Source organism: Pseudoalteromonas sp. BDTF-M6 (assembly GCF_018334135.1).
Lineage (GTDB): Bacteria > Pseudomonadota > Gammaproteobacteria > Enterobacterales > Alteromonadaceae > Pseudoalteromonas.
This window is the reverse complement of the sequence record NZ_JAGXTQ010000002.1, coordinates 599,231-625,340: the sequence shown is the minus strand read 5'-3', so window position 1 is coordinate 625,340 and position 26,110 is coordinate 599,231. Positions and strand designations below refer to the sequence as shown.

Annotated in this window: 23 protein-coding genes and 1 rRNA gene; 15 read left to right on the top strand and 9 right to left on the bottom strand. The window is 49.0% G+C overall.

All coding sequences use genetic code 11. The features are described 5' to 3' along the window. The 4 genes from KD147_RS07235 to rph all read right to left on the bottom strand — a co-directional run. Positions 1 to 114, bottom strand: a 16S ribosomal RNA gene (locus KD147_RS07235); the annotation flags it as partial. Between the two features lie 553 nt (positions 115 to 667). Next, the gene (locus KD147_RS07230) at positions 668 to 1,060 is read right to left on the bottom strand and encodes a diacylglycerol kinase (protein ID WP_212547345.1); all 393 of its coding nucleotides are present in this window, start codon (positions 1,058 to 1,060) and stop codon (positions 668 to 670) included. A gap of 57 nt (positions 1,061 to 1,117) precedes the next feature. After that, on the bottom strand, positions 1,118 to 1,762 hold the full coding sequence (gene pyrE, locus KD147_RS07225) for an orotate phosphoribosyltransferase (protein WP_105187767.1): 645 nt from the start codon (positions 1,760 to 1,762) through the stop codon (positions 1,118 to 1,120). A gap of 26 nt (positions 1,763 to 1,788) precedes the next feature. After that, positions 1,789 to 2,502, bottom strand: coding sequence for a ribonuclease PH (gene rph / locus KD147_RS07220; protein WP_105187768.1), 714 nt, complete (start codon positions 2,500 to 2,502; stop codon positions 1,789 to 1,791). 168 nt (positions 2,503 to 2,670) lie between these two features. Between rph and KD147_RS07215 the strand changes: the two genes are divergently transcribed. From KD147_RS07215 to KD147_RS07195, 5 genes are all read left to right on the top strand, one after another. Then, entirely contained in the window at positions 2,671 to 3,531 is an 861-nt protein-coding gene (locus tag KD147_RS07215; RefSeq protein ID WP_212547344.1) for a YicC/YloC family endoribonuclease, read from the top strand. Between the two features lie 566 nt (positions 3,532 to 4,097). Continuing rightward, positions 4,098 to 4,619, top strand: a complete 522-nt coding sequence (locus tag KD147_RS07210) for a hypothetical protein (RefSeq protein WP_234399084.1) — start codon at positions 4,098 to 4,100, stop codon at positions 4,617 to 4,619. After that, complete coding sequence (locus tag KD147_RS07205; RefSeq protein ID WP_105187771.1) at positions 4,619 to 7,234, top strand: zinc metalloprotease; 2,616 nt, start codon at positions 4,619 to 4,621, stop codon at positions 7,232 to 7,234. The genes KD147_RS07210 and KD147_RS07205 overlap by 1 nt, the downstream gene beginning before the upstream one ends. Positions 7,235 to 7,793: 559 nt before the next feature. Beyond that, on the top strand, positions 7,794 to 8,315 hold the full coding sequence (locus tag KD147_RS07200; protein WP_233998314.1) for a hypothetical protein: 522 nt from the start codon (positions 7,794 to 7,796) through the stop codon (positions 8,313 to 8,315). Continuing rightward, positions 8,315 to 10,954 carry a zinc metalloprotease gene (locus KD147_RS07195; protein WP_212547343.1) on the top strand — a complete coding sequence of 880 codons (2,640 nt, stop codon included), beginning with the start codon at positions 8,315 to 8,317 and terminating at the stop codon, positions 10,952 to 10,954. The genes KD147_RS07200 and KD147_RS07195 overlap by 1 nt, the downstream gene beginning before the upstream one ends. Before the next feature lie 100 nt (positions 10,955 to 11,054). On the opposite strand, the gene KD147_RS07190 is transcribed toward KD147_RS07195, so the two are convergent. After that, positions 11,055 to 11,981 carry a cation diffusion facilitator family transporter gene (locus tag KD147_RS07190; protein ID WP_502710218.1) on the bottom strand — a complete coding sequence of 309 codons (927 nt, stop codon included), beginning with the start codon at positions 11,979 to 11,981 and terminating at the stop codon, positions 11,055 to 11,057. 227 nt (positions 11,982 to 12,208) lie between these two features. On the opposite strand from KD147_RS07190, the gene gmk reads away from it, so the two are divergent. From gmk to KD147_RS07160, 6 genes are all read left to right on the top strand, one after another. After that, a complete protein-coding gene (gene gmk / locus KD147_RS07185) occupies positions 12,209 to 12,829 on the top strand; it encodes a guanylate kinase (RefSeq protein ID WP_105253833.1) in 621 nt (206 codons plus the stop codon). A 76-nt stretch (positions 12,830 to 12,905) separates the two neighbouring features. After that, entirely contained in the window at positions 12,906 to 13,181 is a 276-nt protein-coding gene (gene rpoZ / locus KD147_RS07180) for a DNA-directed RNA polymerase subunit omega (RefSeq protein WP_105187776.1), read from the top strand. 114 nt (positions 13,182 to 13,295) lie between these two features. Then, entirely contained in the window at positions 13,296 to 15,401 is a 2,106-nt protein-coding gene (spoT, locus tag KD147_RS07175; RefSeq protein ID WP_212547341.1) for a bifunctional GTP diphosphokinase/guanosine-3',5'-bis pyrophosphate 3'-pyrophosphohydrolase, read from the top strand. A 9-nt stretch (positions 15,402 to 15,410) separates the two neighbouring features. Further along, the gene (ridA, locus tag KD147_RS07170) at positions 15,411 to 15,803 is read left to right on the top strand and encodes a deaminase RidA (RefSeq protein WP_105187778.1); all 393 of its coding nucleotides are present in this window, start codon (positions 15,411 to 15,413) and stop codon (positions 15,801 to 15,803) included. Between the two features lie 129 nt (positions 15,804 to 15,932). Continuing rightward, positions 15,933 to 17,552, top strand: coding sequence for a flagellar assembly protein A (locus tag KD147_RS07165; protein WP_212547340.1), 1,620 nt, complete (start codon positions 15,933 to 15,935; stop codon positions 17,550 to 17,552). Positions 17,553 to 17,620: 68 nt separating this feature from the next. Further along, positions 17,621 to 18,058, top strand: coding sequence for a hypothetical protein (locus KD147_RS07160; RefSeq protein ID WP_199774837.1), 438 nt, complete (start codon positions 17,621 to 17,623; stop codon positions 18,056 to 18,058). 53 nt (positions 18,059 to 18,111) lie between these two features. On the opposite strand, the gene asnA is transcribed toward KD147_RS07160, so the two are convergent. Then, the gene (gene asnA / locus KD147_RS07155) at positions 18,112 to 19,104 is read right to left on the bottom strand and encodes an aspartate--ammonia ligase (RefSeq protein ID WP_105187781.1); all 993 of its coding nucleotides are present in this window, start codon (positions 19,102 to 19,104) and stop codon (positions 18,112 to 18,114) included. Positions 19,105 to 19,262: 158 nt separating this feature from the next. Between asnA and asnC the strand changes: the two genes are divergently transcribed. From asnC to recG, 3 genes are all read left to right on the top strand, one after another. Next, positions 19,263 to 19,721 (top strand): transcriptional regulator AsnC, encoded by a 459-nt coding sequence (gene asnC / locus KD147_RS07150; protein WP_105187782.1) that lies wholly within the window; start codon positions 19,263 to 19,265, stop codon positions 19,719 to 19,721. Positions 19,722 to 19,801: 80 nt separating this feature from the next. Continuing rightward, positions 19,802 to 20,497, top strand: a complete 696-nt coding sequence (gene trmH / locus KD147_RS07145) for a tRNA (guanosine(18)-2'-O)-methyltransferase TrmH (RefSeq protein ID WP_105187783.1) — start codon at positions 19,802 to 19,804, stop codon at positions 20,495 to 20,497. 64 nt (positions 20,498 to 20,561) lie between these two features. Further along, a complete protein-coding gene (gene recG, locus KD147_RS07140; protein ID WP_105187784.1) occupies positions 20,562 to 22,637 on the top strand; it encodes an ATP-dependent DNA helicase RecG in 2,076 nt (691 codons plus the stop codon). Positions 22,638 to 22,687: 50 nt separating this feature from the next. On the opposite strand, the gene KD147_RS07135 is transcribed toward recG, so the two are convergent. Together KD147_RS07135 and KD147_RS07130 are read right to left on the bottom strand one after the other, a co-directional pair. Beyond that, complete coding sequence (locus KD147_RS07135; protein WP_212547339.1) at positions 22,688 to 23,617, bottom strand: porin; 930 nt, start codon at positions 23,615 to 23,617, stop codon at positions 22,688 to 22,690. A gap of 155 nt (positions 23,618 to 23,772) precedes the next feature. Then, positions 23,773 to 24,630 carry a LysR family transcriptional regulator gene (locus KD147_RS07130; protein ID WP_105187786.1) on the bottom strand — a complete coding sequence of 286 codons (858 nt, stop codon included), beginning with the start codon at positions 24,628 to 24,630 and terminating at the stop codon, positions 23,773 to 23,775. Between the two features lie 94 nt (positions 24,631 to 24,724). Between KD147_RS07130 and maoP the strand changes: the two genes are divergently transcribed. Continuing rightward, positions 24,725 to 25,099 carry a DUF413 domain-containing protein gene (gene maoP / locus KD147_RS07125; protein ID WP_105187787.1) on the top strand — a complete coding sequence of 125 codons (375 nt, stop codon included), beginning with the start codon at positions 24,725 to 24,727 and terminating at the stop codon, positions 25,097 to 25,099. A gap of 98 nt (positions 25,100 to 25,197) precedes the next feature. Here maoP and rarD read toward each other — a convergent pair whose 3' ends face one another. Beyond that, positions 25,198 to 26,094 (bottom strand): EamA family transporter RarD, encoded by an 897-nt coding sequence (gene rarD, locus KD147_RS07120; protein WP_105187788.1) that lies wholly within the window; start codon positions 26,092 to 26,094, stop codon positions 25,198 to 25,200. Between the last annotated feature and the right edge of the window lie 16 nt (positions 26,095 to 26,110).

Genomic DNA, 26,110 nt, shown 5'->3' with positions numbered 1-26,110 from the left:
TCACCCGTCCGCCGCTCGTCATCTTCTAGCAAGCTAGAAATGTTACCGCTCGACTTGCATGTGTTAGGCCTGCCGCCAGAGTTCAATCTGAGCCATGATCAAACTCTTCAATTAAAAGTTTTTTGAATCCGAAGATTCGGCGCTCATTGAATTCTGATTTTGATTCTTTCGAATCGAATTGACTGTGCTGAAACAAGTAAACTTGTTTCCGTTGGTCACTCAGTTCAATTGAGACTCTAAATTTCTTTGCGTCATCTAGCGAACTAGAATCTGCTGTTAGAACTCAACCTGTACGAGTGCCCACACAGATGATTGCTTCATATTTTTAAAGAACGTTGCGACCCGTTGTCGCTGCGGCTTTCACCGCGTTAGGGCTGCGCATTCTACGCTTTCCTAATTTGTTGTCAACACTTAATTTTGAGAAAGTTTAAAGTTTCTTAAAACCCAGTTTTACTTGACTCCCTGAGTCGCTAGCGCCTCGCTATGCGTTGCTGCCTGCCGTCTCAGTGGGGTCGCATTATAGGGAGATTCGATTTCGACGCAAGCCCTTTTTTGAAGAAAATTGCAAAAAATAGATCGTTTGCGCAAATTACACACAAAAGGCATTAAAAAAGGCCATTAAATATCCTTTAAATGGCCTTTTATGCTGTTTTAAGTGTTTTTGTGCTTATAAAACACCCACTACATATTGATAGATACTGACGCCCCAAACCAAAGCTGCGATTAATAAAGTCAAAGACACTGCGGCAGAACCCATGTCCTTGGCTCGCCCGGATAGTATATGCATATCTGTAGAGACTCTATCCGTTAGGGCCTCTATCGCCGAGTTGATTAACTCAACGACCAATACCAGTAATAGCACTGCAACCAGTGCCACCCAATGTAAGGGGTCGTTGGCAATAGCAAAGGATAAAGGAAATAAGATCAGAACCAGGGCCAGTTCTTGACGAAAAGCGGCTTCTTCTTTTATAGCAGCGCTTAAACCGAGATAAGTACAACGTAACGCTTTAAATAGTCGCCCTATGCCCTGACCATTAGGTTTATTGGAGTTTACTTGCATTGCATACTCTTTTCTTCAGCCAAAAAAAAGCCCCAATGAAGGGGCTCTTAATATATGTTAGGCAACACCGTACTGGTCGCGGTACGCTTTTACCGCCTGCAGGTGCTCGTCCATATCACCTTGCTGTTCCAAATAGGTAATCAGGTCGGCCAGCTTTACGATAGAGACAACCTGAGTATTAAAGTCACGTTCTACTTCTTGAATCGCCGACAATTCAGCCTTGCCCTTTTCCTGACGGTCTAAAGCAATTAGCACGCCGGACAGATCTGCACCATTAGCCGCAATGATTTCCATGGACTCACGAATCGCGGTACCCGCGGTAATCACATCGTCCACCAGCATTACTTTACCTTTAAGCTCAGAGCCGACCAAGCTACCGCCTTCACCGTGGTCTTTCTTCTCTTTGCGATTAAAGCAATAAGGCACGTCTTTATCGTAATGATCCGCCAAAGCAACCGCCGTGGTAGTCGCAATTGGAATACCTTTATAGGCAGGACCAAATAATAAGTCGTACTCGATACCCGCATCTTCCAGGGCTGCGGCATAAAAACGGCCTAATTTGGCCAGGTCTTTGCCCGTATTAAATAAGCCAGCATTAAAGAAATACGGGCTCGTGCGTCCAGACTTCAAGGTGAACTCACCAAACTTAAGGACCTGTTTGGCTAGTGCGAATTCAATAAACTGCTTTTGATATTCTTTCATTACTCTACTCGTCAAGCTGTTAGGGGTTAAGCCAAGGTTTGCTTTTGGATATCGATGATTTCACGAATAGAATGCTTCGCCAGGCTTAGCATTTGCTCAAGCTCATCGAATGAGAATGGTTCACCCTCTGCGGTGCCCTGTACTTCGATGATTTTACCGGTTTCGGTCAGAATCACGTTCATATCGGTTTCCGCCGCAGAATCTTCTAAGTATTCCAAGTCACTGATTGGCTCACCGTTATAGATACCCACGGAAATAGCCGCAATCATGTGCTTGAGCGGATTGGTGTTGATCATACCCTTGCTACGCATATAAGTTAGGGCATCAACAAGCGCAACACAGGCACCGCTAATTGACGCGGTACGCGTACCGCCATCGGCTTGAATCACGTCGCAATCTATGGTGATAGTGTTTTCACCCAAGGCTTTCAAATCAACCGCCGCACGTAACGCGCGCGCGATCAGGCGTTGAATTTCCATGGTACGTCCACCTTGTTTACCACGCGCCGCTTCACGGTTATTACGAGTATGGGTAGAACGTGGCAACATACCGTATTCTGCGGTAACCCAACCCTTACCCTGGCCCTTCATAAAGCGCGGTACACCAGCTTCAACACTCGCCGTACATAAAACCTTGGTATTACCAAACTCAACCAACACCGAACCTTCGGCATGCATGGTGTATTGGCGTGTAAAGGTCACTGGGCGAATTTGATTAGGTGTTCTTTCACTTGGACGCATTCACTATCCCCTTCAATAAAAAATTTCGTTCATTATATGTGTTCACCCGCGGCTATGCCACGGCACTTTTATGAAAATGACCATTTTTGCCTGAAAATTCTGCTAGAGCTCACATTTTGTTAAGGTATAATCATAGCGATACTGCTATTCAAAATTAGGAAATCATTCATGATCCACAGCATGACTGCGTATGCTCGCCAAGAAGTGAAAGGCGAATGGGGTACCGGAACTTGGGAAATCCGCTCCGTAAACCAACGTTACTTGGAAACTTTTATTCGCGCCCCAGAGCAATTTCGTGGTTTAGAGCCTGTGATCCGTGAACGCCTGCGAAAGAACCTGCAAAGGGGCAAGGTAGAGGTCTTCCTAAAATTTGCCGCCAACCCAGCCCATGTCGGTGAGCTCAACATCAATGAATCATTGGCCTCACAACTGGTAAAGAGTGCTCAATGGGTACAAGCGCAAAGTAAAGGCGATATTAACCCAGTGGATATTCTACGCTGGCCCGGTGTAATGGAAGCCGAAGAAATGGATATGGATGTGGTGCAAGGTGAATTAGTTGCCGGCCTAGACAGCGCCATCGAAGAATTTAAAGCCGCCCGTGGCAGCGAAGGCGGAAATCTTGAGCAGATGATCAGCACCCGCTTAGATGCCATCCTTGAGCAAGTGGCCATAGTTGAAACGCACATGCCGGAAGTGATCAAATGGCAACGCGAGAAGCTGTCGCAAAAGCTTGAAGAACTGCAGGCCGAGATCGATGAAAACCGCCTAGAGCAAGAACTTATCTACTTAGCACAAAAGCAAGACGTAGCCGAAGAGCTCGACCGCCTGAAATCACACGTAAAGGAAACCCATAAGATTCTGAAAAAAGGCGGTGCCTGTGGTCGACGTCTTGATTTTATGATGCAAGAGTTTAACCGTGAAGCGAACACCCTTGCTTCAAAGTCGATTAACACCGAAGTCACCAACGCCGCCGTTGAATTAAAGGTCTTAATTGAGCAAATGCGTGAGCAAATTCAGAATATTGAATAAGCCCTCCGCTCGAAATTAAACGTTTTAACCAGCCTCGCATCATGCGGGGTTTTTTTTTGCCTGTTTTGCTCAAGCAAACGAGTTTTTACAAGCACATGTTTTTAATGCTTATTTATCTTCATTATCTCGTTAATTCATATTAAAAACAAAAAATATAATTAAATGAAATATAAAACTTTAGAATTAAAAACAGCCTTAAAAATTAAATGAAAATAAATATCTAAAAACCAAAAAAACTGAACAAATACTCTATCATTAATTTACCCAGGTCAAAGACCAAATCGTAACCCACTGTTTAAAAAGAAAATAAAACAAAAAATAACAATCAAAAAAAACAACCAACACAATTCAACACAATTTAAACACAAAATGGTACACATAATAAATTGACCATCAACGCCGATTATTAAATAACTAAAAGCCACCGAAAATATAATAACAATCTCGGTGAATAATAAAAAATCATCAACGGAGAATGTCCAATGAGAGCCAAATCCATGCTCAAGAAGGCTTCAGTTGCGCTAACAGTTGCGGCGGGTTTATCGCTTGCTACTTCGGCTAATGCTATGAAGCTGAAAAAACAAAACCTAGAAGAACTCACTTCCGCGTCACAAAACATCATCGCCGGCGAAGTCATTAAAGTCACCGATGGCTTCGATAACAAACGCCCTTATACCGAGGTCACCATCGCGGTCAACAGTGATGCCAAAGGCAAACTAAAGGACGACTCAACCTACACTTTTCGCCAGTTTGGCTTGCTAAAGCCACGCTCAATGGGCAACGGCAAGGTGTATTTAGGCGTTACACCGGACGGTTTCGCCAAATGGAACGAAGGTGAAAACGTGATTGCCTTTATGTACAAACCGGCTTCTATTACCGGCTTCCAAACGACCGCGGGCATGGCACAAGGTAAGTTTGTTGTGCGCGATGGCAAAGTTGTAAACCAATTTGCGAACACGGGCTTATTTGAAGACATGGATACATCAAAATTTTCTGATGAAGAGCGTAATATGCTCACTAATCCTGGCGCCGTGAAAGTTGATGTCTTTATGAATTTGATCGGTAAATTAGCGGGAGGACAGCAGTAATGAAATTTTCAAAACTTGCAGCAGGTATTGCTTTAGCCACACTGTCTGCCGGAGCACTTGCCGGTGGCCCTCTATATATCCACGAAAAGACAATGCAACCATACAAGTGGAATACCGCAAACGGAACCATCCCTGTATGGACCGACGGTGGTCAACTCATTAAAGACAAAGATGGTAACGATGTTCAAGCATTCACCATTTTAGAGAAAGGCACTAAGTTCAACGTTGATATCACGCTGCCTGATGGTGAGGTCCTGCCTAAGAACATAACCCTAGATCGCGATTACACCTTCCTGACGATTGCTCAAGCTAACGCCGTAACTGCCGACGCCGTTGCCCAATGGTCAAATGTTGAAACGTCAACCTTGGATATGGCCGTTGCAGGCACCATTGAAAGCCAAACTGGCATCAGTGACGTTAATGCATCTAATGTAGACCAGATCTATGGTGCGGAAAATGGTTATGGCTTCTGGGTTAACTACGACAGTGATGGCGCAATTCTGGAAGAATATTTTGGTATCCCTCGTAACCAGGTACTGGGGATTGCCTTCCCTGAGTGGGCCGATGAAGAAACCGGTGAAATCACCGAAGCAACGGCACTGATGAATGGTTGGTACATAGATATCAACGACACCGAAGGCAAGATGGTTCAGGGTGTATTTACCCATGAATTCGGTCACGCTATGAATATGTCTCACTCGCAAGCAAATGGCCATTTAACCTATATAGCCTCCCCTTGGAGCCCTCAGTACGATGGTGTACCTGGCTGCAGCACGACTAACGAATACACACGTCGAGGCCAAGCTCCAGCCGATGGCATTGAAACCATGTTCCCATTTATCAACGTGCGCAGCGCTGAAGGTGCGGAGCAAGGTACTGTCAACGTACGTGATGACATTGTTAATATTTCCGACCTCTACCCAACTGCGGATTACAAAACCAAATACGGTACCATCAAGGGTAAACTGCTTACCAAAGATGGGGTTGAGTACTCGGGCATGAACATGATCGCCCGTAACCTGGATAACCCCATGTACGACGTGATCACTCAGCAAACGGGTAACATGACACAAGGTCGTATCGGCCCCGATGGCTCGTTCACCATCAATGGCTTAACACCTGGCGGCCGTTATGCGCTATATATGGAGCCAATTCGTGCCGGTGGCTACCCAACCACCCCATCCGCGCTTATTTCCGAGTCTGAGTATTGGAACAGCAACGAAAACTCATCACCAGCAACAGACAATGCCTGTGATATGACTGAGATCGTTGTTGCCGGCGGTGAGACTAAAGAAATTGAAATGCATTTCAACGGCTACAATGACGGTATTCAGTACACCCCTCTCGTACAAGCCTTTGTTACCGAGCACGCCAAAAATGGTAAAAAGGCGCTCGGCACCACGTATGGTGGCGTGCCTTTCGTATACGATAGCGTTCACAATACCTTTGACCTGATGTTTGCTGAAAACGGCGCGCCACTGCTGAGCTCAACAACCGCGGCAATGAACAAAACTGCCACCAAGGCAGCGGTGGTTGCAGATCTCGATGGCAATGGCATTGGCCAGGGCGCGGTGTGGGACATTCGCTCCGGCAAGTTAACTGTATTGGAAGACCTAACTAACAACACTTGTTACCTTTCAAGCCAGCAAGGTGTCAGCTCTCATTCTATCTGGGACATTGATGATGAAGGCAAGCAGATAGTTGGTGTTACACGTAAGCCCAATTCAGGTGGAGACGAGTGTGCAACAGGACAAGGCGCCAGCTCATACGCAGTCCCTACGGTATGGGATGTCAACACAGGCAAAGCGACCCTGCTGCTTAATGGTCTAGAGTTTGTAAAAGCTTCTTATGGCTCGCGCATGTACGCGCAAATCAATGGCGGTCGCACAGAAGCGTGGATCCGCGCCGATGCCATTTCGGGCAATGGTGAAGTGATCACCGGTACTGGCAACAGCCAGGGCCTAGTGGCCTGGGTTGACGGTGAACTGCATGATATCAACACCATGTATGGTGCCCGTGACACAGCCGTAATGAGTACCGATGGCGAGCAAGTTGCCTTTAATACGCTGATTGGTGAAGGCCGAAATCGTAAATATGATGGCATCAAAGTCTGGAACACCAAAACTGATGAAATTAAGAGCTTAGGCAGCTTACGCTGGTGTGACGATATTCCCTATATTCAACGCTGGACCAACTACTGCGAAGCGCCGTATAACCTAGATCATGAGTACATCTCATCGGTATTGGGTGTACCTAGCATGCTTCCGCTCGACGCCAATGAGGATCTGTCCGTGATCACTGCCCGCTACAATGGCGGCAGCGCCATCTACATGGAAGGTCTGGGCTGGATGAAAGCATCTGAGTTTTTTGCTCGTCAGGGTGTGGTAGAAGCCAAGAACCTACTAACCGACAACTGGTTTGCGATGAGCGCCAACGGCTCGGAGATGATGGCTGGCTTGGCGGGTGTGCCAATGAGTATTGAAATCGATGCAAACAAAGCCTTTGTTTGTAAAGATGGCACTAACCAGGAGCTGAGCTTCCCTAAGCAGGTGATAGCCGCAGTTAAAAGTGGCGCTGAATTCGGTCGCTGTGAGCACCTAGACGACACCTATTAATCTTTATGTTGTGACCCCAAGTAATGGCCCTTAACCGGGCCATTTTTCTATTCCACCTTAGACTTTTCGATCTTGTTTTTTTATCGTGATTAGCTGCATAAATATAAAAATACAGTTATACAAACTTACTTATTAATAACCATATGTTATTAAAAACCCTCCCCCCAAGATTTCCACTAAATAGAAACAATTAAGTTAACAAAATCTTCTACTTACCTCGTCTCGAAATAAGGTAAGGACACAGTTATAGACAGGCCTCAAAACCGGGATAGAAACAACATCAAGCAATTGATATTTATATCAATTTAAACATAAAACCGAATTACATCAGGCACAGCTAAAAAGTTTACACCTGTACAAAAGTGTACATAAATTGCGTTGAATACTCACCCACAATGTTCAATAAATGTTCACCACCGAAACATGTTATTAACAGCTCGATGATTACTACACATTCATCAATGGAGAGTGTCCAATGAAAACAAAATCATTACTTAAAAAGGCTTCGATCGCATTGACTGTCGCTGCAGGTTTATCACTTGCTACGTCAGCTAATGCAATGAAGCTTAAGAAGCAAAACTTGCAAGAGCTCACCGTGGCTTCGCAAAACATCATCGCTGGCGAGGTTATCAAAGTAACCGATGGCTTTGATAATAAGCGCCCCTACACCGAAGTCACCATTGCGGTAAACAGTGACGCCAAGGGTAAGTTGCAGGACGACTCAACCTATACCTTCCGCCAATTCGGTCTGCTTAAGCCGCGCTCTTTGGGCAATGGCAAGGTGTACCTGGGTGTGACTCCTGAAGGCTTTGCAAAATGGCATGAAGGCGAAACCGTCATTGCCTTTATGTACAAACCAGCCTCTATCACCGGCTTCCAAACCACCGCAGGCATGGCTCAAGGTAAGTTTGTGGTCACTAATGGCAAAGCCGTTAATCAGTTCGCAAACAGCGGCTTGTTTGAAGATATGGACACATCCAAATTTACCGATGAAGAGCGCAACCTTATTACCACCCCAGGGGCGCTAGACGTAGATACCTTTATGGGCCTAGTTGGTCGACTTGCAGGAGTACAGCAGTAATGAAATTCTCAAAAATTGCAGCAGGCATCGCCCTTGCTACCATCTCGATGGGCTCAATTGCAGGCGGCCCACTTTATGTTCATGAAAAAACCATGCAGCCTTATAAGTGGGATACCTCTAAAGGCACAATCCCAGTGTGGACAGATGGCGGTCAACTTATCAAAGATAAAGACGGTAACGACGTCGAAAGCTTTACCGTGCTTGAAAAGGGCTCTACCTTCAACGTAGATATCACCCTGCCCGATGGCACAGTGCTGGAAAAAAACGTCCCGCTTGACCGCGATTATACTTTTCTTACCATCGCCCAGGCCAATGCCGTAACCGCCGATGCGGTTGCTCAATGGTCCAACGTTGAAACCTCAACCCTGTCAATGGCCATCGCCGGAACAATTGAGAGTAAAACGGGTATTAGCGATGTGAATGCCAGCAATGTAGATCAGATTTACAGCGCGGAAAATGGCTACGGCTTTTGGGTTAACTATGACACCGATGGCGCTATTTTAGAGAATTACTTTGGTATTCCTCGTGACCAGGTATTGGGTATCGCCTTTCCAGAAATCGCCAACGAAGAAACCGGTGAGATTCTCGAAGCGACGGCGCTGATGAATGGCTGGTATATCGATATCAATGACACCGAGGGCAAAATGGTACAAGGCGTATTCACGCATGAGTTTGGTCATGCCATGAACATGTCACACTCTCAAGCAAACGGCCATTTTACCTACGTAGCTAAACCTTGGTTCCCGCTCCATGATGGTGTTGCCGGTTGTGCAGGTACAACGACTTACACGAATCGTGGTCAAGCACCAACCGATAGCATCGAAACCATGTACCCCTTCATTAACGTACGTGGAGTCGAAGGCCTAGAGCAAGGCACGGTCAATGTGCGTGATGATATCGTCAATATTTCCGACCTCTACCCAACGGCGGATTATAAATCTAAATACGGCACCATTAAGGGTAAGTTATACACCAAAGAAGGCGTTGAATACTCGGGTATGAACATGGTTGCGCGTAACCTGGATAACCCGCTTTACGACGTGATCACCCAGCAAAGTGGTAACATGACCCAAGGCCTAGTTGGTCCAGACGGTTCATTCACCATTAGTGGTCTAACCCCGGGCGGTCGTTATGCTCTTTATATGGATCCTATTCTTGCCGGTGGCTACCCAACCACACCAACGAGTATCATCTCCGAGAATGAATACTGGAATGAGAATGAAGGTACGTCTCCAGCGCTAGATCAGGCCTGTGACATGACTGAAATCATAGTGTCTGGCGGTGAAACCAAAGAAGTGGAAATGTACTTCAACGGTTATCACAGCGGAATTCAATACACGCCGCTTGTTTCTGCGTTTGTCGTTGATCACTCGAAGAATGGTAAAAAAGCACTGGGCACGACCCTAACAGGCATTCCTTTTATCTATGACAGCGTGCAAAACTCTTTTGAGACTGTGGTCACCCCCGAAGGCTTTGCCCCATTGAAAGCAACCAATGCGGCAATGAACAAAACGGCAACAAAAGCCGCGGTGCTGGCCGATATGGATGGCAACGGCATTGCTCAAGGTGCGATTTGGGACCTGCGCTCGAATCAGTTAACCGCATTAGAAGACCCGAGCAACAACACCTGTGCGCTAGGTGGACAAACAAGCGTAAGCTCTCATGCTATTTGGGACATGGATGACACAGGTCACATTGTCGTGGGCAACTCCCGTAAACCGAATGCCGGCGGCAATGAGTGTGCGCCTGGCGCGGCTTCTCAGTCTTACGGCGTGCCAACCATTTGGAATACCAAAACGGGTAAAGCGACCCTGTTGACCGATGGCTTAGAGTTTATCCCTAGCAGATGGGGCAATAGTTATGAGGTGCTGATCAACGGTGAGCGCACAGAAGCCTGGGTTCGCGCCGACAGAGTGTCTGGCAATGGTAAAACCATTACCGGTTCGGGTAACAACAACAACTCACAATTGGCTTGGGTCGATGGCAAATTACGCGATTTGTTTAAAGACTTTGGCGCCCTCAATGCCTCGGTTATTTCTCAAGATGGTGAGCGCATCGCCTTTGGTTCACAACGTGGCTTTGGTCGCAGAGCCTTCGGTCAGGGTGTGAAAGTATGGCACGCCGGTACCGACGAAATTACCGAACTAGGTGGCCTGCGTTGGTGTGACGATGTACCTTTTGTTAACTTCGGTATGAACATGTGTGCAGCGCCATTCAACCTAACCCATGAAGACATTGCCGCAAATTCAGGCCTGCCTCTGATGATGGTGATGGACGCAAACGACGATTTATCCCTTATCACAGGCCGTACCCTAATCGGTGGTATGCCAGCAGGTTCAACCATCTACCTAGAAGGTATCGGCTGGATGACGGGTGAAGAGTTCTTCGCTAAGCAAGGTGTAATTGAAGCTAAGAACCTGATGACCAACGGTATCTTTGGTGTCAGTGCCAATGGCTCAGAAATGATGGCCGGTCTGGTTGGGGCTTCAACGCCAATGACCATTGAGATTGACGCCAACAAAGCCTTTGTTTGCCAAGACGGCGTAAACCAAGAGCTAAGCTTCCCTAAACAAGTTGTGGAAGCGGTGAAAGGCGGTGCCGAGTTCGGCCGCTGTGAACACCTAGACGACAAATATTAATCTCTGTGTTGCGACTCCTAAGCAATGGCCCTTAACCGGGCCATTTTTCTATTTATAACCCACCAATTCGGCTCCTTGTTAGTCGCCTGACTGATCGCGGCTACTGCTGGCCTTTATGATCTCGGCATTGTTCCTTGGGGTATTCAAACTCCAAGGTGGTGTGAGCCAGATCGAAATCGGCAAGCAGGTGCGCTAACTTCAGCTTTAAGTCCATCACCTCTGCCGCATTGAGTTGCTCGTGCAAACATAAATGGGCGGTCAGTACATGATGCTCGCCATCCAAAGACCAATAATGTACATGATGGGCAGTACTGATTTCTTTGGGCTCCACCAGCAACGCCGCAAGCCTGATTTGAGTCTGCTGATCCGGCGTCCCCTGCAGGAACAATCTGATTGTTTGCACTAGATTGCGGGCCACGTTAACCAGAATAAAGAGGGTAAACAGAATGGATAAGATGGGGTCGAGTATCGGCCAGTCGACAAACGTCAGGGTAATGGCCACCAGCAGCACCGCCACCCAACCGAGCACATCTTCCAGCAGGTGCCAATTAAGCACCTTTTCATTTAAGGATTTGCCCTTACTCAGTTTGAACGCCGCATAGCCATTGACAACAATGCCAAGCACCGCCAACAGCAGCATACCCTCGGTCATGGGCATAACCGGATCAAAAAGTCGCGGTACGGCCAACACCAACACCCAGCTTGAGCCGACGATCAGTACCAGAGAATTCAGCAAGGCACCGAGCAAACTTAGACGCCGATAGCCATAGGTAAAACGGGCATTGGCATGCTTGTTACTTAGTTTATTAAGCACCCAGGCGCTGCCGATAGCTAGGCTGTCACCCAAGTCGTGTACCGCGTCGGCCATGATCGCCGTACTATTAGTGAGCCAGCCGCCAACAAACTCTATCAGGGTAAAGCCGAGGTTTAAAAAGAATGCCCAACCGATGCGCTCGGAGGCGATATCCTGGTGATGATGGTGATTGTGTGAATGCACCGGTTTCCCCCTGAGCACGGTCAATATCATCAAGTTAGTGTAAAAAGGCCATTAAAAGCAATGCACGAACGTTAAGTTTTGCCTCTCGTTGAGCTCAGCACCTGGGTTTCGCCAAGGTCGAATCGCCACTTTCTCTCATCTAGGGCTTTACTCTACTCAGTGTTAGGGCTATCAACCCTCCTTATTAACCCAAAGACAGAAATCCGTTATACTAGTGGGCTATTTTTAGTCGTCCTATTATTAGTTAGAGAGACAACATGAGCCAAGTTCGTGGTAATTTGTTTATTCTTTCTGCGCCTTCCGGTGCAGGGAAATCTAGCCTTATCAATGCCTTGCTAGAGCGCCATGCCAACATGCAGGTGTCGGTATCGCACACCACCCGCGCCCCTCGTCCAGGGGAAGAAAACGGCGTACATTACCACTTTGTTGACCAAGCCCAGTTTAAAGAGCTGATCGATAACGATGATTTCTTCGAGTGGGCTCAGGTGTTCGACAACTACTACGGCACCTCTAAGGCCGCCATCGAGCAGCAACTGGAAAATGGCATCGATGTGTTCCTAGACATCGACTGGCAAGGCGCCCGTCAGGTACGCGAGCTTGCTCCTGAAGTGACCACCATTTTTATTTTGCCGCCGTCCAAGGATGAACTACAAAGCCGTCTTACCAATCGCGGTCAAGACTCGGCAGACGTGATCGCCGCGCGCATGGAAAAAGCACAATCGGAAACCTCACATTACGACGAGTACGACTACGTGGTGGTTAATGATGACTTCGACACCGCCCGTGATGAAATAGCCACCATAGTGGCCGCCACTCGTTTGCGCCTAAGCACACAAAAGCGTAAACACGGCGCCCTGATCGACGAACTATTAAAATAAAACCCGCCCAAGTATTGGCCTGGAGTGGGTGTTGCAGTAAACTAGGCGTTTACAGAATTAATTTTTGGAGTGAAGCATGGCTCGCGTAACTGTTGAAGATGCAGTAGATAAAATTGGCAACCGTTTTGACTTGATCCTTGTCGCGGCGCGTCGTGCGCGCCAGATTGCGGTAGGCGGTAAAGACCCTATGGTAGACGCGGAAAACGATAAACCTACGGTTATCGCTTTACGTGAAATCGAAAACGGTCACATTACCCCAGATACCCTAGACGCAATCGAGCGCCAGGAGCAGCAAAACCAAGAAGCTGCCGAAATGGCTGCCGTTGCCGCTATCGTTGGTGGTAACCAATAAGCGCATATGATGCTCTGTAAACGGCTGCAATTTCCTTGCAGCCGTTGGCTTTCCCCGCTTTTCATCGTATATTCACTTCATTAACTATTTCTCCTCGCTGTTTCCGGAGCGTGAATGTATCTCTTTGAAGGCCTCAAGAAAAAAATATCAGAATACCTAGCACCCGATGATGTGGCGCTAGTGCAAAAAGCCTATGTCGTGGCGAGAGAAGCGCACGAAGGACAATTTCGCTCAAGCGGCGAACCTTATATCACCCACCCCGTTGAAGTAACGCAAATCCTCGCCAACATGAAGTTGGACCATGAAACCCTGATGGCCGCCTTAATGCACGATGTCATCGAGGACACGGATTTTTCCCAACAGGACCTGGCGGGAATCTTCGGAGAAACCGTCGCCGATCTGGTCGAAGGGGTGAGTAAGCTCGACAAGCTCGGCTTTAAAGATAAAAGAGAATTCCAAGCGGAAAACTACCGCAAAATGATCATGGCGATGACCCAGGATATTCGCGTTATCCTGATCAAGCTCGCGGACCGCACGCACAATATGCGCACCCTGGGTGCCCTGCGTCCGGATAAGCGCCGTCGTATCGCCCGTGAAACCTTGGATATCTTTGCCCCCATCGCCAACCGCTTGGGTATCCACGATATTAAAAACGAGCTTGAAGACCTGGGTTTTCAAGCCCTCTACCCGATGCGCTACCGCGCCTTAAAGTCGGAAGTAGCCAAGGCCCGCGGCAACCGTAAGGAAGTGATCACCAACATTCAAGGCGAAATAGAATCGCGCCTGAGCGAATGGGGTATTCACGCCCAGGTGTCCGGCAGGGAAAAACACCTGTACAGCATTTATCGTAAGATGCTGAACAAGGAGCTGATGTTCAACGAAGTCATGGACATCTATGCGTTTCGCATTGTGGTCGACAGTATGGACACCTGCTATCGGGTACTCGGTGTGGCTCATAACCTGTATAAGCCCATTGAAACCCGCTTTAAAGATTATATTGCGGTACCAAAAACCAATGGTTACCAATCGTTACATACCTCGCTGGTTGGCCCGCACGGCATTCCCGTAGAAATTCAAATCCGTACCCTGGACATGGATCACATGGCCGACAAAGGGGTCGCGGCCCACTGGATGTATAAAAAGGCGGGCGAAAATTCCGGTCACACCGCACAACAAAGGGCGCGTCAGTGGATGCAAAGCCTGCTGGAGCTGCAGCAAAGTGCCGGCTCATCATTCGAATTCGTGGAAAACGTAAAAACCGATCTGTTCCCGGAAGAGATTTATGTGTTCACCCCGGATGGTCGTATCGTCGAGCTGCCCATGGGTGCCACGGCGGTAGACTTTGCCTATGCGGTGCACACAGATGTGGGTAACACCTGTGTCGGCGCTCGCGTCAACCGCAAGCCGCATCCGCTCAGCAAGCCACTGGACACCGGGCAAACCGTGGAAGTGATCACCAGCTCGGGGGCGCATCCAAATGCCACCTGGTTGAACTTTATCGTGACCGCCAAGGCGCGTCTATGTGTGCGCAACTACCTTAAGAATCAGCGTCACGAAGAAGCGCTGCAACTGGGTCGCCGACTCCTGGACTCGGCCCTTGGCGAGTACTCACTGGACAACATTAGTAGCGAAACCATTAACCGGGTGCTTGAAGAATATCAGGTCAACTCGGTGCTGGAGCTGATGGTGGAAATCGGCTGTGGCAATATTATGAGCGTACTGGTCGCCAAACGCCTGTTACAGAGCGATGAAGCGGACCTGGATAAGCTCGCAACCTCGACCAAGGCGGCGATCATAGGCACCGAAGGCATGTTGGTAAACTACTCCAAATGCTGCCGTCCGGTGCCCGGTGACGATATCGTCGCCTACGTCAGCCAAGGTAAGGGACTAACCGTACACCGTCAGGAATGTAAAAATATTCGTGGCTGGCGCAACGAGTTATCAAAGTATTTCGTGGTTAAGTGGGAAGACAATTCGGAGAAAGAATACATCGCCACGCTACGGGTGGAAATTATTAACCACCAGGGTGCCCTGGCTAAGCTCACCAGCTTAGTGGCCTCTACCGGAGCGAATATTGTCGAACTGCAAACCGATGAAAAAGAAAGTAACCTCTACGTAATAGACCTCGGCGTGACGGTGAAAGACCGAATTCACGTCGCCAATATTATGCGTCGCATCCGGGTAATGCCGGATGTGCAAAAGGTTTATAGAAAAAAATAAAGGAAAATCATGAACAAAATTATCATTTCTACCGAAAATGCTCCTTCGGCTATCGGTACTTACAACCAAGCCGTTAAAGTTGGCACCGCCGTTTATCTATCGGGCCAAATTCCTCTAGTGCCAAGCACTATGGAAATGGTGTCTGACGACTTTGCCGAGCAAACTCACCAGGTATTTAAAAACCTAATTGCCGTATGTGAAGCCGCTGGTGGCGAGCTACAGGACATGGTTAAAGTAAATATCTTTTTGACCGACCTGAGCAACTTTGCCATCGTCAACGAGATCATGAGCCAATACTTTAAGACTCCGTACCCTGCTCGCGCTGCAATTGGCGTAAAAGAGCTACCTAAAGGCTCTCAGGTTGAGATTGATGGCATCATGGAATTACCGTCAACCAACTAAATCTCTTCAACCATGAAATAACCCCAGGGTTATTTCATGGTCTCCCCCTCCTACATCTTCCAATCTCCTTGTAAATTGCATACAGTAGAATCACGCCCATCTAAGTCTGGCGCTAGCAAGGAATTATTTGTGTTTGAATTAGCCGACAATGGCCAGGTAATAGTTAATATCAACGCCGACAGCGCCCCGCCGCCGTCGAAAGCCTTATTGCTTGAAGCCTTGGCAAATTCACCCTTTGGTAATTGCTATATTGCCAGCGCCGAAATTGATAAATTTTATGCCGGTGAGCACGACACCAACCACCTTTTAGTCGCCAAACAAGTAGACGCCCAACTCGAAGTGAGCATTAGTGATGATAAAATGAGTGCCATTGGCCGACTCACCACGGCACAGGGCGGCAAAATGCTCACCCTGGATGAGGGTAAGCGCGCCATCGTCTCAGCCGGTGTACGCCGTGGCTATCAACAGGTGCTATTGGAAAAGCTGTTGCAGCAACAATTGCGCCTAGGCGCCGGCACCGCGGTTAAGGGCACCCTGGCCAAAGGGCGCTTACCCACAGATGGTAAAGACAGCACCCTGATCAAAGAAACCGCCACCCTAAAAGATCGCATCAATAGACCGCAACACCGCGACGATGGCACCGTCGATATGCGTGACTTTGGTAAACTGGCCAGCGTTGAACCCGGCGCCTTACTGATGACACAACAGCCCGCGACCCCGGGTAAAGAAGGCTATACGGTCACTGGTGACATCTTGGCCCCCAAACCAGGTAAACAATCGAAACTGATCCCGGGGGAAGGTGCCAAGCTCAACCCCAATAACCCTTTAGAACTTATCGCCACCATCAGCGGCGTGCCGGTTGAAACCAATCAGGGCATGCGTGTCGATGACATTTTCACCATAGGCGAAGTCAATGTTAAAAGCGGCCATATCGGCTTTAATGGCTCTGTGCTGATCACCCAAGGAGTCGCCCCAGGCATGCGTGTCACCGCCAAGGGGGACATAACCGTACTCGGCACGGTGGAGTCGGCCATACTCAGCGCCAGTGGCGATATCTGCATTAAACAAGGGGCGTTTGGTCACCCCAACCATCAGCAGGATGAGCAACAGCTGACCTGCCAAATCAGCGCCGCTAATGGCGTTTATCTTAGCCATGCCCAGTACGCCTATATCGAAGGCAATGATATACATATCGAACGTCAGGCCAGTCATTGTCAACTAAAGGCCATGGCCAGCATTATCGTCGGCGCTCTCGATAACCCCAATGGCAAACTGTTCGGCGGCGAAGTCCTGGATGCCTGTCGCTTGGAGGCTGGGGAAATCGGCAATGAGTCGGGAGCCAAGATGCGCATTAACCTGCTTGCCCGCGGCACCGATATTACCGCCGAGCATGACACCCACGTGCAACACTTAAACGAAAACGACACCAAGCTGCGTACCTTGCAGGAGGCGCTAGAAAAAGCCGAAGCCCTCAAAGATAAAGACAAGAAAAAACAGTTAATCGAAAAAATCGGTGCCACGCAACTGGCTCTGGTGCAACAGGCCGATGAACTAGAAACCAGACTTAGCGCCCTGGATAACGCGCTTAACACGCTGGTAAATAACGCCCAGCTTATCGCCCATCATAAGCTAAACCCAGGGGTTGCCATTCAGATTTTTGATAAGGCATTGAAAACGGCGCGGCAATATCCACCCTGTGTGCTAAAGATAGCAAAGAGTAAAATAGAGATTGAGTTTAAAACCAGTTAATCCTGCCTCCATTTATACAGAAGAGCGTTCAATAACTTAGAAACTTACTTCAAAACGGAATTATAATAATGAAGAAACTTGCATTAATGGCGGTACTATCTGCCCTGGCTGGCTGCTCGGCCAGTACGCAATTTGAAGCCCTACAAAATGACGTGACCCTTAGCATAGATACGAATTCAAGCTTTGTAGTTGATGCCGATGAACAACACACTTTTAGCACCACCAGTTTCGGCCAATATGAATTTAAGGCGGAACAAAAAGGAAAAGAACCATTTTACGGTATCCTACCCCTAAAATTTAATGGCGGTTACTTAGCCGCTGATATCATTTTCTTTGCGCCAGCTATGTTCTTTAACCTCAGGGAAGTATTCCCTTATTACCAGTTTGACATTGAAAACTCGGTTCTGCGCTACAAAAAAGATGCTGAAGGGCCTTGGATTCTTTACAAACCAAAGCAATCTGAGATGCACCGTGCCAAAGAGTTTTTTGAAAACTCGGCTCCATAATGATGGTCACGCCAGCACGTAGGTCGTTGCTGGCGTGACCTGTTAGGGAGAAATTACAGCAGTGCCTCGCGTTGCTTCACCTCCTGTGGCCACACACCTACTTGTACCTGACCTATATGGCTTTTTTGTAAGAGCAACATGGCTAGTCGCGATTGGCCTATACCGCCGCCTATGGTTTGCGGCAGCTTCTTCGCCAATAACGCCTGATGCCAAGGCATGGTGCTTTTGTGGCTTTGTCCGCTGAGCTCAAGCTGAGTTAATAAAGACTCGGGACACACACGAATACCCATGGAAGAAATCTCAAAGGCGTCTTCAAGCACCTTGTTCCATACCAGGATGTCACCGTTTAACCCCGGCAATCCTTCATCAGCGCTAGTCGACCAATCATCATAATCCGGCGCCCGCACATCATGGCGTTGACCATCGGCCAGTTGACCACCGATACCAATCAAAAATACCGCCCCCAAACGCTGGCAAATAGCGCGTTCGCGCTCTTTAGCACTGAGGTCCGGGTATTCCTGGCGCAGCTTTTCGGCATGCACAAAGTGGATCTGCTGTGGTAGTTGCGGCGCGATGCCAAATTCGCGACCGACATATTCCTCGGTGGCCTTAATGGCGCCATAGATGCTTCTCACTGTCTCTTTTAGTGAGGCCAGACTTCGCTCGGTGCGCTCACAAATGACCTTTTCCCAATCCCATTGATCCACATATACGGAATGGATGGGGCTGAGACGATCTTCATCGGGGCGCAGCGCCTTCATATGAGTGTAAATACCGGTACCGACGCTAAAGCCGTAGTCCCCTAAAGTCTTGCGCTTCCACTTGGCCAGGGAGTGCACCACTTCGTAGCTTTGTTGCGGCAGGCTTTTCACTTGCACCGCGACCGCTTTTTCATGGCCGCTCAGTTCATCCTGCAGGCCATCACCGACCTCAGCCAAAATAGGCGCCTGCACCTCGACCAGGTTTAAGACGGTGGCCAGTTGTTGTGAAAAAATCTGTTTAACCGCACTAATTCTTTGTTGATGTTGAATAAATTCTTGGCTCATGGTCCTCGTTCCCATTGCTACAGTTGCTTCGTTAGTAAAAACAATACTCCAACCAAATAAACATTCAATACCATCTAAAAGAAATAGCTTTACTTAAAAATAAAAATCAATTTAACTTAAAAATATTAGATTTCATTCAAATAAAGGCGTTTTTTACCATGACAAATTATCGATTCGATAATCTCGATAGATCCATACTTGGCGCCCTAATGACCAACGCCCGTACTCCCTATGCGGAATTGGCAAAACAGTGTGGGGTGAGCGCCGGCACCATTCATGTGCGCATCGAGAAAATGCGTCAGGCCGGGGTGATCACCGGTACTCAAGTCAGCGTCGACGCCAAACGTTTGGGCTACGATGTCTGCTGTTTTATCGGCATTAATCTCAATAACGCCCGCGATTACCCGCAAACGCTGGAACGCCTGCGCGAGCTCGAAGAAGTGGTCGAGGCCTATTACACTACGGGCAACTACAGCATTTTTATAAAGGTGATGGCCCGCTCTATCGAGCACCTGCAAGACGTGCTGATCAATAAGATCCAGGCCATTGAGGCGATTCAGTCCACGGAAACCCTGATCTCCTTACAAAACCCCATTAATCGCAGCGTCGCCCCCTAGGGCCCCATTGATGCTGCTGGATTGCACTTGCCAGATTAGCGTATAATCCCGTCACTTTTTTATTGCAGTCGAATTGGGCCATGACCAACAAGCGTTACCACCGAGTAAAACAGGTATTAGACAGACGACAAACCGATCTCACCGTGTGTTTAGACGAGGTGCATAAGCACCATAATCTTTCTGCCATTGTGCGCACCGCAGATGCCGTGGGTTGTCATCATGTTCACGCGGTCTGGCCAAGAGAGCAGCGTCGTCTTACCAACAATACCTCCGGCGGAAGTAAAAACTGGGTGGAAACGCATATGCACGATGATATCGACACCGCGGTGGCGAACATTCGCGCGCAAATCCCTGGAGTACAGTTGCTGGCGACCAACTTAAGTGATGACGCCGTCGACTACCGCGATATCGATTACACCTTGCCCACCGCTTTTATTGTCGGTCAGGAGCGCGATGGCATCTCGGATAAAGCCCTGGCCCATGCCGATAAGCACATAGTGATCCCCATGCGCGGCATGGTGCAATCCCTGAATGTATCAGTGGCCGCGGCGTTGATCCTGTATGAAGCGCAGCGTCAACGCGAAGCCAAAAATTGCTACGAGCGCGATATGCTCGACCCCAGCATTAAACACCGCTTGTTGTTTGAAGGCTGCCACCCCATCATAGCCCAGCAATGTAAGGAAAAGGGTCTCGCCTACCCCATGCTGGACGACGAGGGCGAAATCATCGCCGATGACACCTTTTGGAATACTTTACGTTACAAGCGAAAAGGGTAACTACTTGAAAGGCAGCCCCTTGGATCAGTACACTTAGGTCATTACCGATTCAAGGACGTGCCCATTGTCGAGCCTCAATACCTACCCGATCACCGAGCTTAAGGGCGTGGGCCCGAAAATGGCCGAGCGCCTCAATAAGCTCGGCATCAAAACCGTGCAGGATTTGCTGCTGCACCTGCCACTGCGCTATGAAGACAGAACCCGTGTGGTTCCTATCAATGAGCTCTTGCCTCACACTCATGTATGTATTGTGGCCACGATAGAAAACGCCAGTATCACCTTCGGCCGACGACGCATGTTAATCTGTCAGCTAAACGATGGCACCGGTCGCATCACCCTGCGCTTTTTCAATTTTTCGGCGGCACAAAAGAATGCCATGCAAAGCGGTAAGATCATGCGCTGCTTTGGCGAGGTGCGTCGTGGCAAGGCGGGGCTGGAAATGGCTCACCCGGAATACAGCATTAGCGACAGTGCCCACTCTTTACCCACACAAAGCCACCTCAGCGCCGTTTATCCAACCACAGAGGGGCTTAAACAGTTATCCTTACGCAACCTGGTCGAGCAGGCGTTGCAGGTCTTGGCCCGCGCGCCCATAGAAGAACTACTGCCGGAAAATTACCGCCCCGCTGGCTGGGCCCTGAATGATGCGGTGCGTTATCTCCATGAGCCTCCCATAGACGCGGATATTCAGGCACTGGATCTCGGTTCGCATCCGGCGCAGCAGCGCCTCGCCTTTGAAGAGCTGCTCGCCCATAACCTGAGCTTGCTGGCGTTAAGGCAAAAAGCACAAGCGCACAAGGCCGTCACCCTGGCGCCCTGCCATGCGCTGGAGCAAGCCTTTTTGGCCTCCCTGGGTTTTACTCCTACGGGTGCCCAACAACGGGTGGTCGCCGAGATAAAAACCGATTTGCAGCAGCCCTACCCCATGATGCGCCTGGTCCAAGGCGATGTAGGCTCGGGTAAAACCCTGGTAGCGGCACTCTCCGCCTTATGCGCCATCGCCGCCGGATATCAGGTGGCACTGATGGCCCCGACCGAGATCCTGGCCGAGCAGCATGCCCTCAACTTTGGTCGCTGGTTTAACGAGCTTGGCCTGACGGTTACCCTGCTCGGCGGCAAAACCAAGGGTAAGGCGCGGGAGCAAATTCTCGCGGATATCGCAAGTGGTCAAGCGCAAATGATTATCGGCACCCATGCCCTGTTTCAGGAGCAAGTGCAATTTAACAATCTCGCGCTGATTATTATCGATGAGCAGCACAGGTTTGGTGTGCATCAGCGCCTGGCGCTGCGAGAAAAAGGCAAATTTGGCGACTGTTACCCGCACCAGCTGGTCATGACCGCCACCCCCATCCCGCGTACCCTGGCGATGACCGCCTATGCCGATCTGGAAACCTCCATTATCGACGAATTACCGCCGGGTCGAACACCTGTGACCACGGTAGCTGTGCCCGACAGCCGCCGTGACGATGTTATCGAGCGCGTGCGCCACGCGGTGCAAGAGCATGGCCGCCAGGTGTATTGGGTCTGTACCCTGATTGAAGAGTCCGACGCTTTGCAATGCCAAGCGGCGCAACTCAGTGCCGAAGAGCTGAGCGAGCGCCTGCCGCAATTGCGCATCGGCCTGGTACATGGCCGTTTAAAGGCGGATGAAAAGCAGAATATTATGGCGCGTTTTAAAAATGGCGAGCTGGATGTATTGGTTGCGACCACGGTAATAGAGGTGGGTGTCGATGTGCCCAACGCCAGCCTGATCATTATTGAAAACCCGGAACGCTTAGGCTTGGCCCAGTTACATCAGCTACGAGGTCGGGTCGGCCGAGGTGCCGCCGCATCTCACTGCTTGCTGCTGTATCATGCGCCCCTGTCACACACGGCACAACAGCGCCTAGGGGTGCTGCGTGACAGCAATGACGGTTTTGTGATTGCCGAGCGCGATCTAGAAATCCGCGGTCCCGGCGAGGTGTTGGGCACCAAGCAAACCGGCATGACCGACTTTAAAATTGCCGATTTAGAGCGCGATAAAGCCCTCATTGGGCAATTGCGCCCCTTGGCCAAGCGACTACTGCACGAACACCCGCAAGCCGCCATGGCATTAAGCCAACGTTGGCTAGCCGGCCGTTCCAGCTACGCCCAGGCATAAAAAAGCCCCGGCAACCAAGGTTGTCGGGGCTTATCAATTTTAAGTTCGGCTTAGAACTTGTATTCGATACCTAGGCCTAGGTAATCTTCATCGTTTTCCGACGCATCGTCTTCAAACTTGGTGTAGAAACCGAATAGCTTAGTGTTTTTGTTGAACTTGTAGTCCACACCCGCAGTGATACCATTGCGATCTAGACCATCGAAGTCCATGGTTTGGTACTGAGCTTTAAGCACAGTTTTATCGATTGCGTAAGCCGCGCTTACTAGGAAACCATCTGCGTCTTCACCGCCTTCGGCAGGCTCTTGAGTTTGGTACATGGCACCTAGTTTAAAACCAGCTAGCTTAGTTTGTACCGTAGCACGAACAATGTCATAACCTTTAACGTCACTATCGGCTGCAACAGAGGCAAACAACTTAGTTTCTTTAAGACCTTGGTCGCCGTAAGTAAGCGCTACAGAGTAACCGTCCTCAGCATCCAGGTCATCTTCAGCGATGTAGCTGGCGATTAGCTTAACGCCACCGTAACTGTTTGAAGTATAAGTAACCGAGTTACCTAGACGATTTTCACCTTTAAAGATGTTTTTGATATCGGCTTCAAGGTCGCTGAACAGGTCAACTTTACCCTGAGATTGCTTTAGCGCCGTGTCGTTACGACCAACGACTACCTGACCGAAGTTGCCTTTCAAACCAACATATTGGTTACGAGCAGTAATGTTGTCATCGTCGCCTTTTGAGTCGGCATCAGAAACATCTACCTGAAATTCAAACTTATAAACTACATCCAGGCCATCGCTTAGGTTCTCAGTACCTTTGAAGCCTAGGCGTGACGCATTACTTTTGATTTCAGTGAATGAACCTTCACCTTCGTCAGATGACTGCATGGTTACATTGGCTTTACCATAGATATTTACATCGGCAAGCGCGTTGAATGATAGACCTGATAGTACCGCTACTACTAAAGCAGAAGGAGCAAATCGCATAGTTGTTTCCTCAATTAAAAATCGCAACATGTGTTTCAATGCGTGCAGTCTGCCAGCGGTAAATTACAAAAATATGACAGCTGAAACTTAATGTTCAATAAATCATCACGAGGATGAAACTAAAGCGTCATGCTTTTGTCTTAAATTGCTCTTTTTTAAGTGACTTCTTCGCCCAATAGTTGCAGTTGCAGCTGCAATTTTTCAATGAGATCTTTTTGTTCATTATCTTTATGAAAGGCAATAAAAATATCCCGAGATGTCTGGGGGACACCTTCAACTAAAAACAGTTCACCGGACTCCAAATACTGCTGCGCCTGCACCCTGGGCACAAAGGCACTGCCACCACAGCGAAGGATCAGCTCCAGGGCGATACGCCCGGTACTGGTACGAAAATAGGGGGGCGCCGAGTTGGCAAAGTTACGTGCATGCCACAGTGAGAAGGCCGTGCCCCAATCCACAAACACATATTGGTTATTAAAAAACGTCTCTGCGGTGGCATCCGGGTAACTCGACAGTGGAATAATATCCAAGGTACAAATGGGCTCCACGCAGAGCTCGTCCACCTTAGGCAGGTCGAACAACACCGCCAAATCCAGGGTGCGCTCGAGTAGCAATCGCGTGCTTTCTTGTTGGTTTTTCACCTCAGCCACCAGAGAGATCCCCGGCATGGCCGAGACCACATGGGCAATACCAAATTGCAAAAACGCATCCCAAATATTGGCGGTACCGCTGAGCGCTAGCTGGCGGCGCATATTGTCGGCCAAAGCCACATCCAGCTTAGCCCGCTGCACCCCGGTGACGATCAGTTTGGCGTGTGGCAATAGGCGCTCTCCCGGCGGCGTCAGTTGAATATTATTACGCTGGCGCAAGAACAGGTTAACCCCTAGGCTTTGCTCCAATTGGCGGATGCGAAAGCTCACCGCAGACTGGGTAATATAGAGGTTTTCCGCGGCCCGGCCAAAATGGCGGGTGCGCGCTACTTCGATAAAGGTTTTAAGTAAATCGATATCCACTCGTTTTTATCCTCACGATAAAAATTTTTTGTTTAATAAAACCAAGCTTCTGTACCATACTCCAGCCGAAATCTCTTGTAAAAAGGAGTCTGCTATGACGGCCAATCAACTTGTCGAGTTACGCAAAGCGTTCCCTTGTGATCATAAATTTTATAACGACGAAAAGTTTCCTCGTGGCTTTAGTCGCAGTGGTAACTTCACCTTGCTCGAGTCAGAAATCCTCGAACAGCATGGTCGTTTATTAAAAGCGTTGCAAGAAAAAACCATCGAACCTAGCAACGATACCCAAGCGCATTTCGTCGCGGCGACGACCGGGCTATCCACCCCGATCAACCCGATTGAAAAAGCCTGGATTAAATACCTTAAGCTCACCACCAGCAAAGCAAGATTCTTTACCTTGTTTGGTCGCAAGCGCAGCTATGATGCGCCTGAGGTGGAAGTTGAGACCGATGCGGATGACCTGGATTAATTCCAGGTTTTTTTTGCTCGAAACTCACGGTTAAGGAACACAGCCTCGCGATGTGTGCCAGGGCGCTGATTGCATGCCCTGGCCGTTGCGCCGGGGTCTTATACGGCTAAACGACGGCGGCTAAAACGCCATGAATCATAGCTGAAAATCGCCAGTGCAACCCAGATGCAGGCAAAGGTAACGATGCGTTCCATATCAAACACTTCACCATAGAATAGCACCGCTAACATAAACATCAGGCTCGGGCCTATATATTGAAAAAAGCCTATGGTGGTGTATTGCAGACGCTTGGCGGCGGCGGTAAAGCACAACAGCGGCAGGGTAGTAACCACGCCGGCACTGATCAGCAGTAGATTCAGCGACCAGTCGTTACTGGTCATATCCGAGCTCGCAGTCGGGGTCATTAAATACCAATAGATCAGTGCCGCCGGTAATAAGATCAGCGCCTCCAACAGCAAACCGGGCAAGGATTCCACCGGCATCTTTTTACGGATCAAGCCATAGATGGCAAACGAACCCGCCAACGCAAAAGCCACCACGGGGAAGGAACCGAAGCTCAGCACCTGGATCAACACACCGGAAACCGCCAGTGCTACGGCGACCAATTGCCAACGGCGTAAACGCTCGCCTAAAAACGTCACCCCAAGCAGCACATTGAGTAAGGGGTTAATATAGTAGCCCAGGCTGGCATCGAGCATATGGTCATTGTTGACCGCCCAGATAAACAGCCACCAGTTGAATCCCAATAGCGAGGCGCTGAGCAGCAGCATGCCCAGGTATTTAGGCCGAGCTATGATTGCCTGCACCTTGTGCCACTTCTTTACCAGTGCGACGATCACCATCAAAAACAGCACAGACCAAATGATGCGATGCGCTAATATTTCCAGCGCCGGCACCTCTAACAACTGTTTAAAATAGACCGGGGCAAAACCCCACATAACAAAGGCTAATGCGGCAAAGAGCATGCCCTTTTTTTGTTCGGGATCGGATGACATAGGGGGACCATACTGA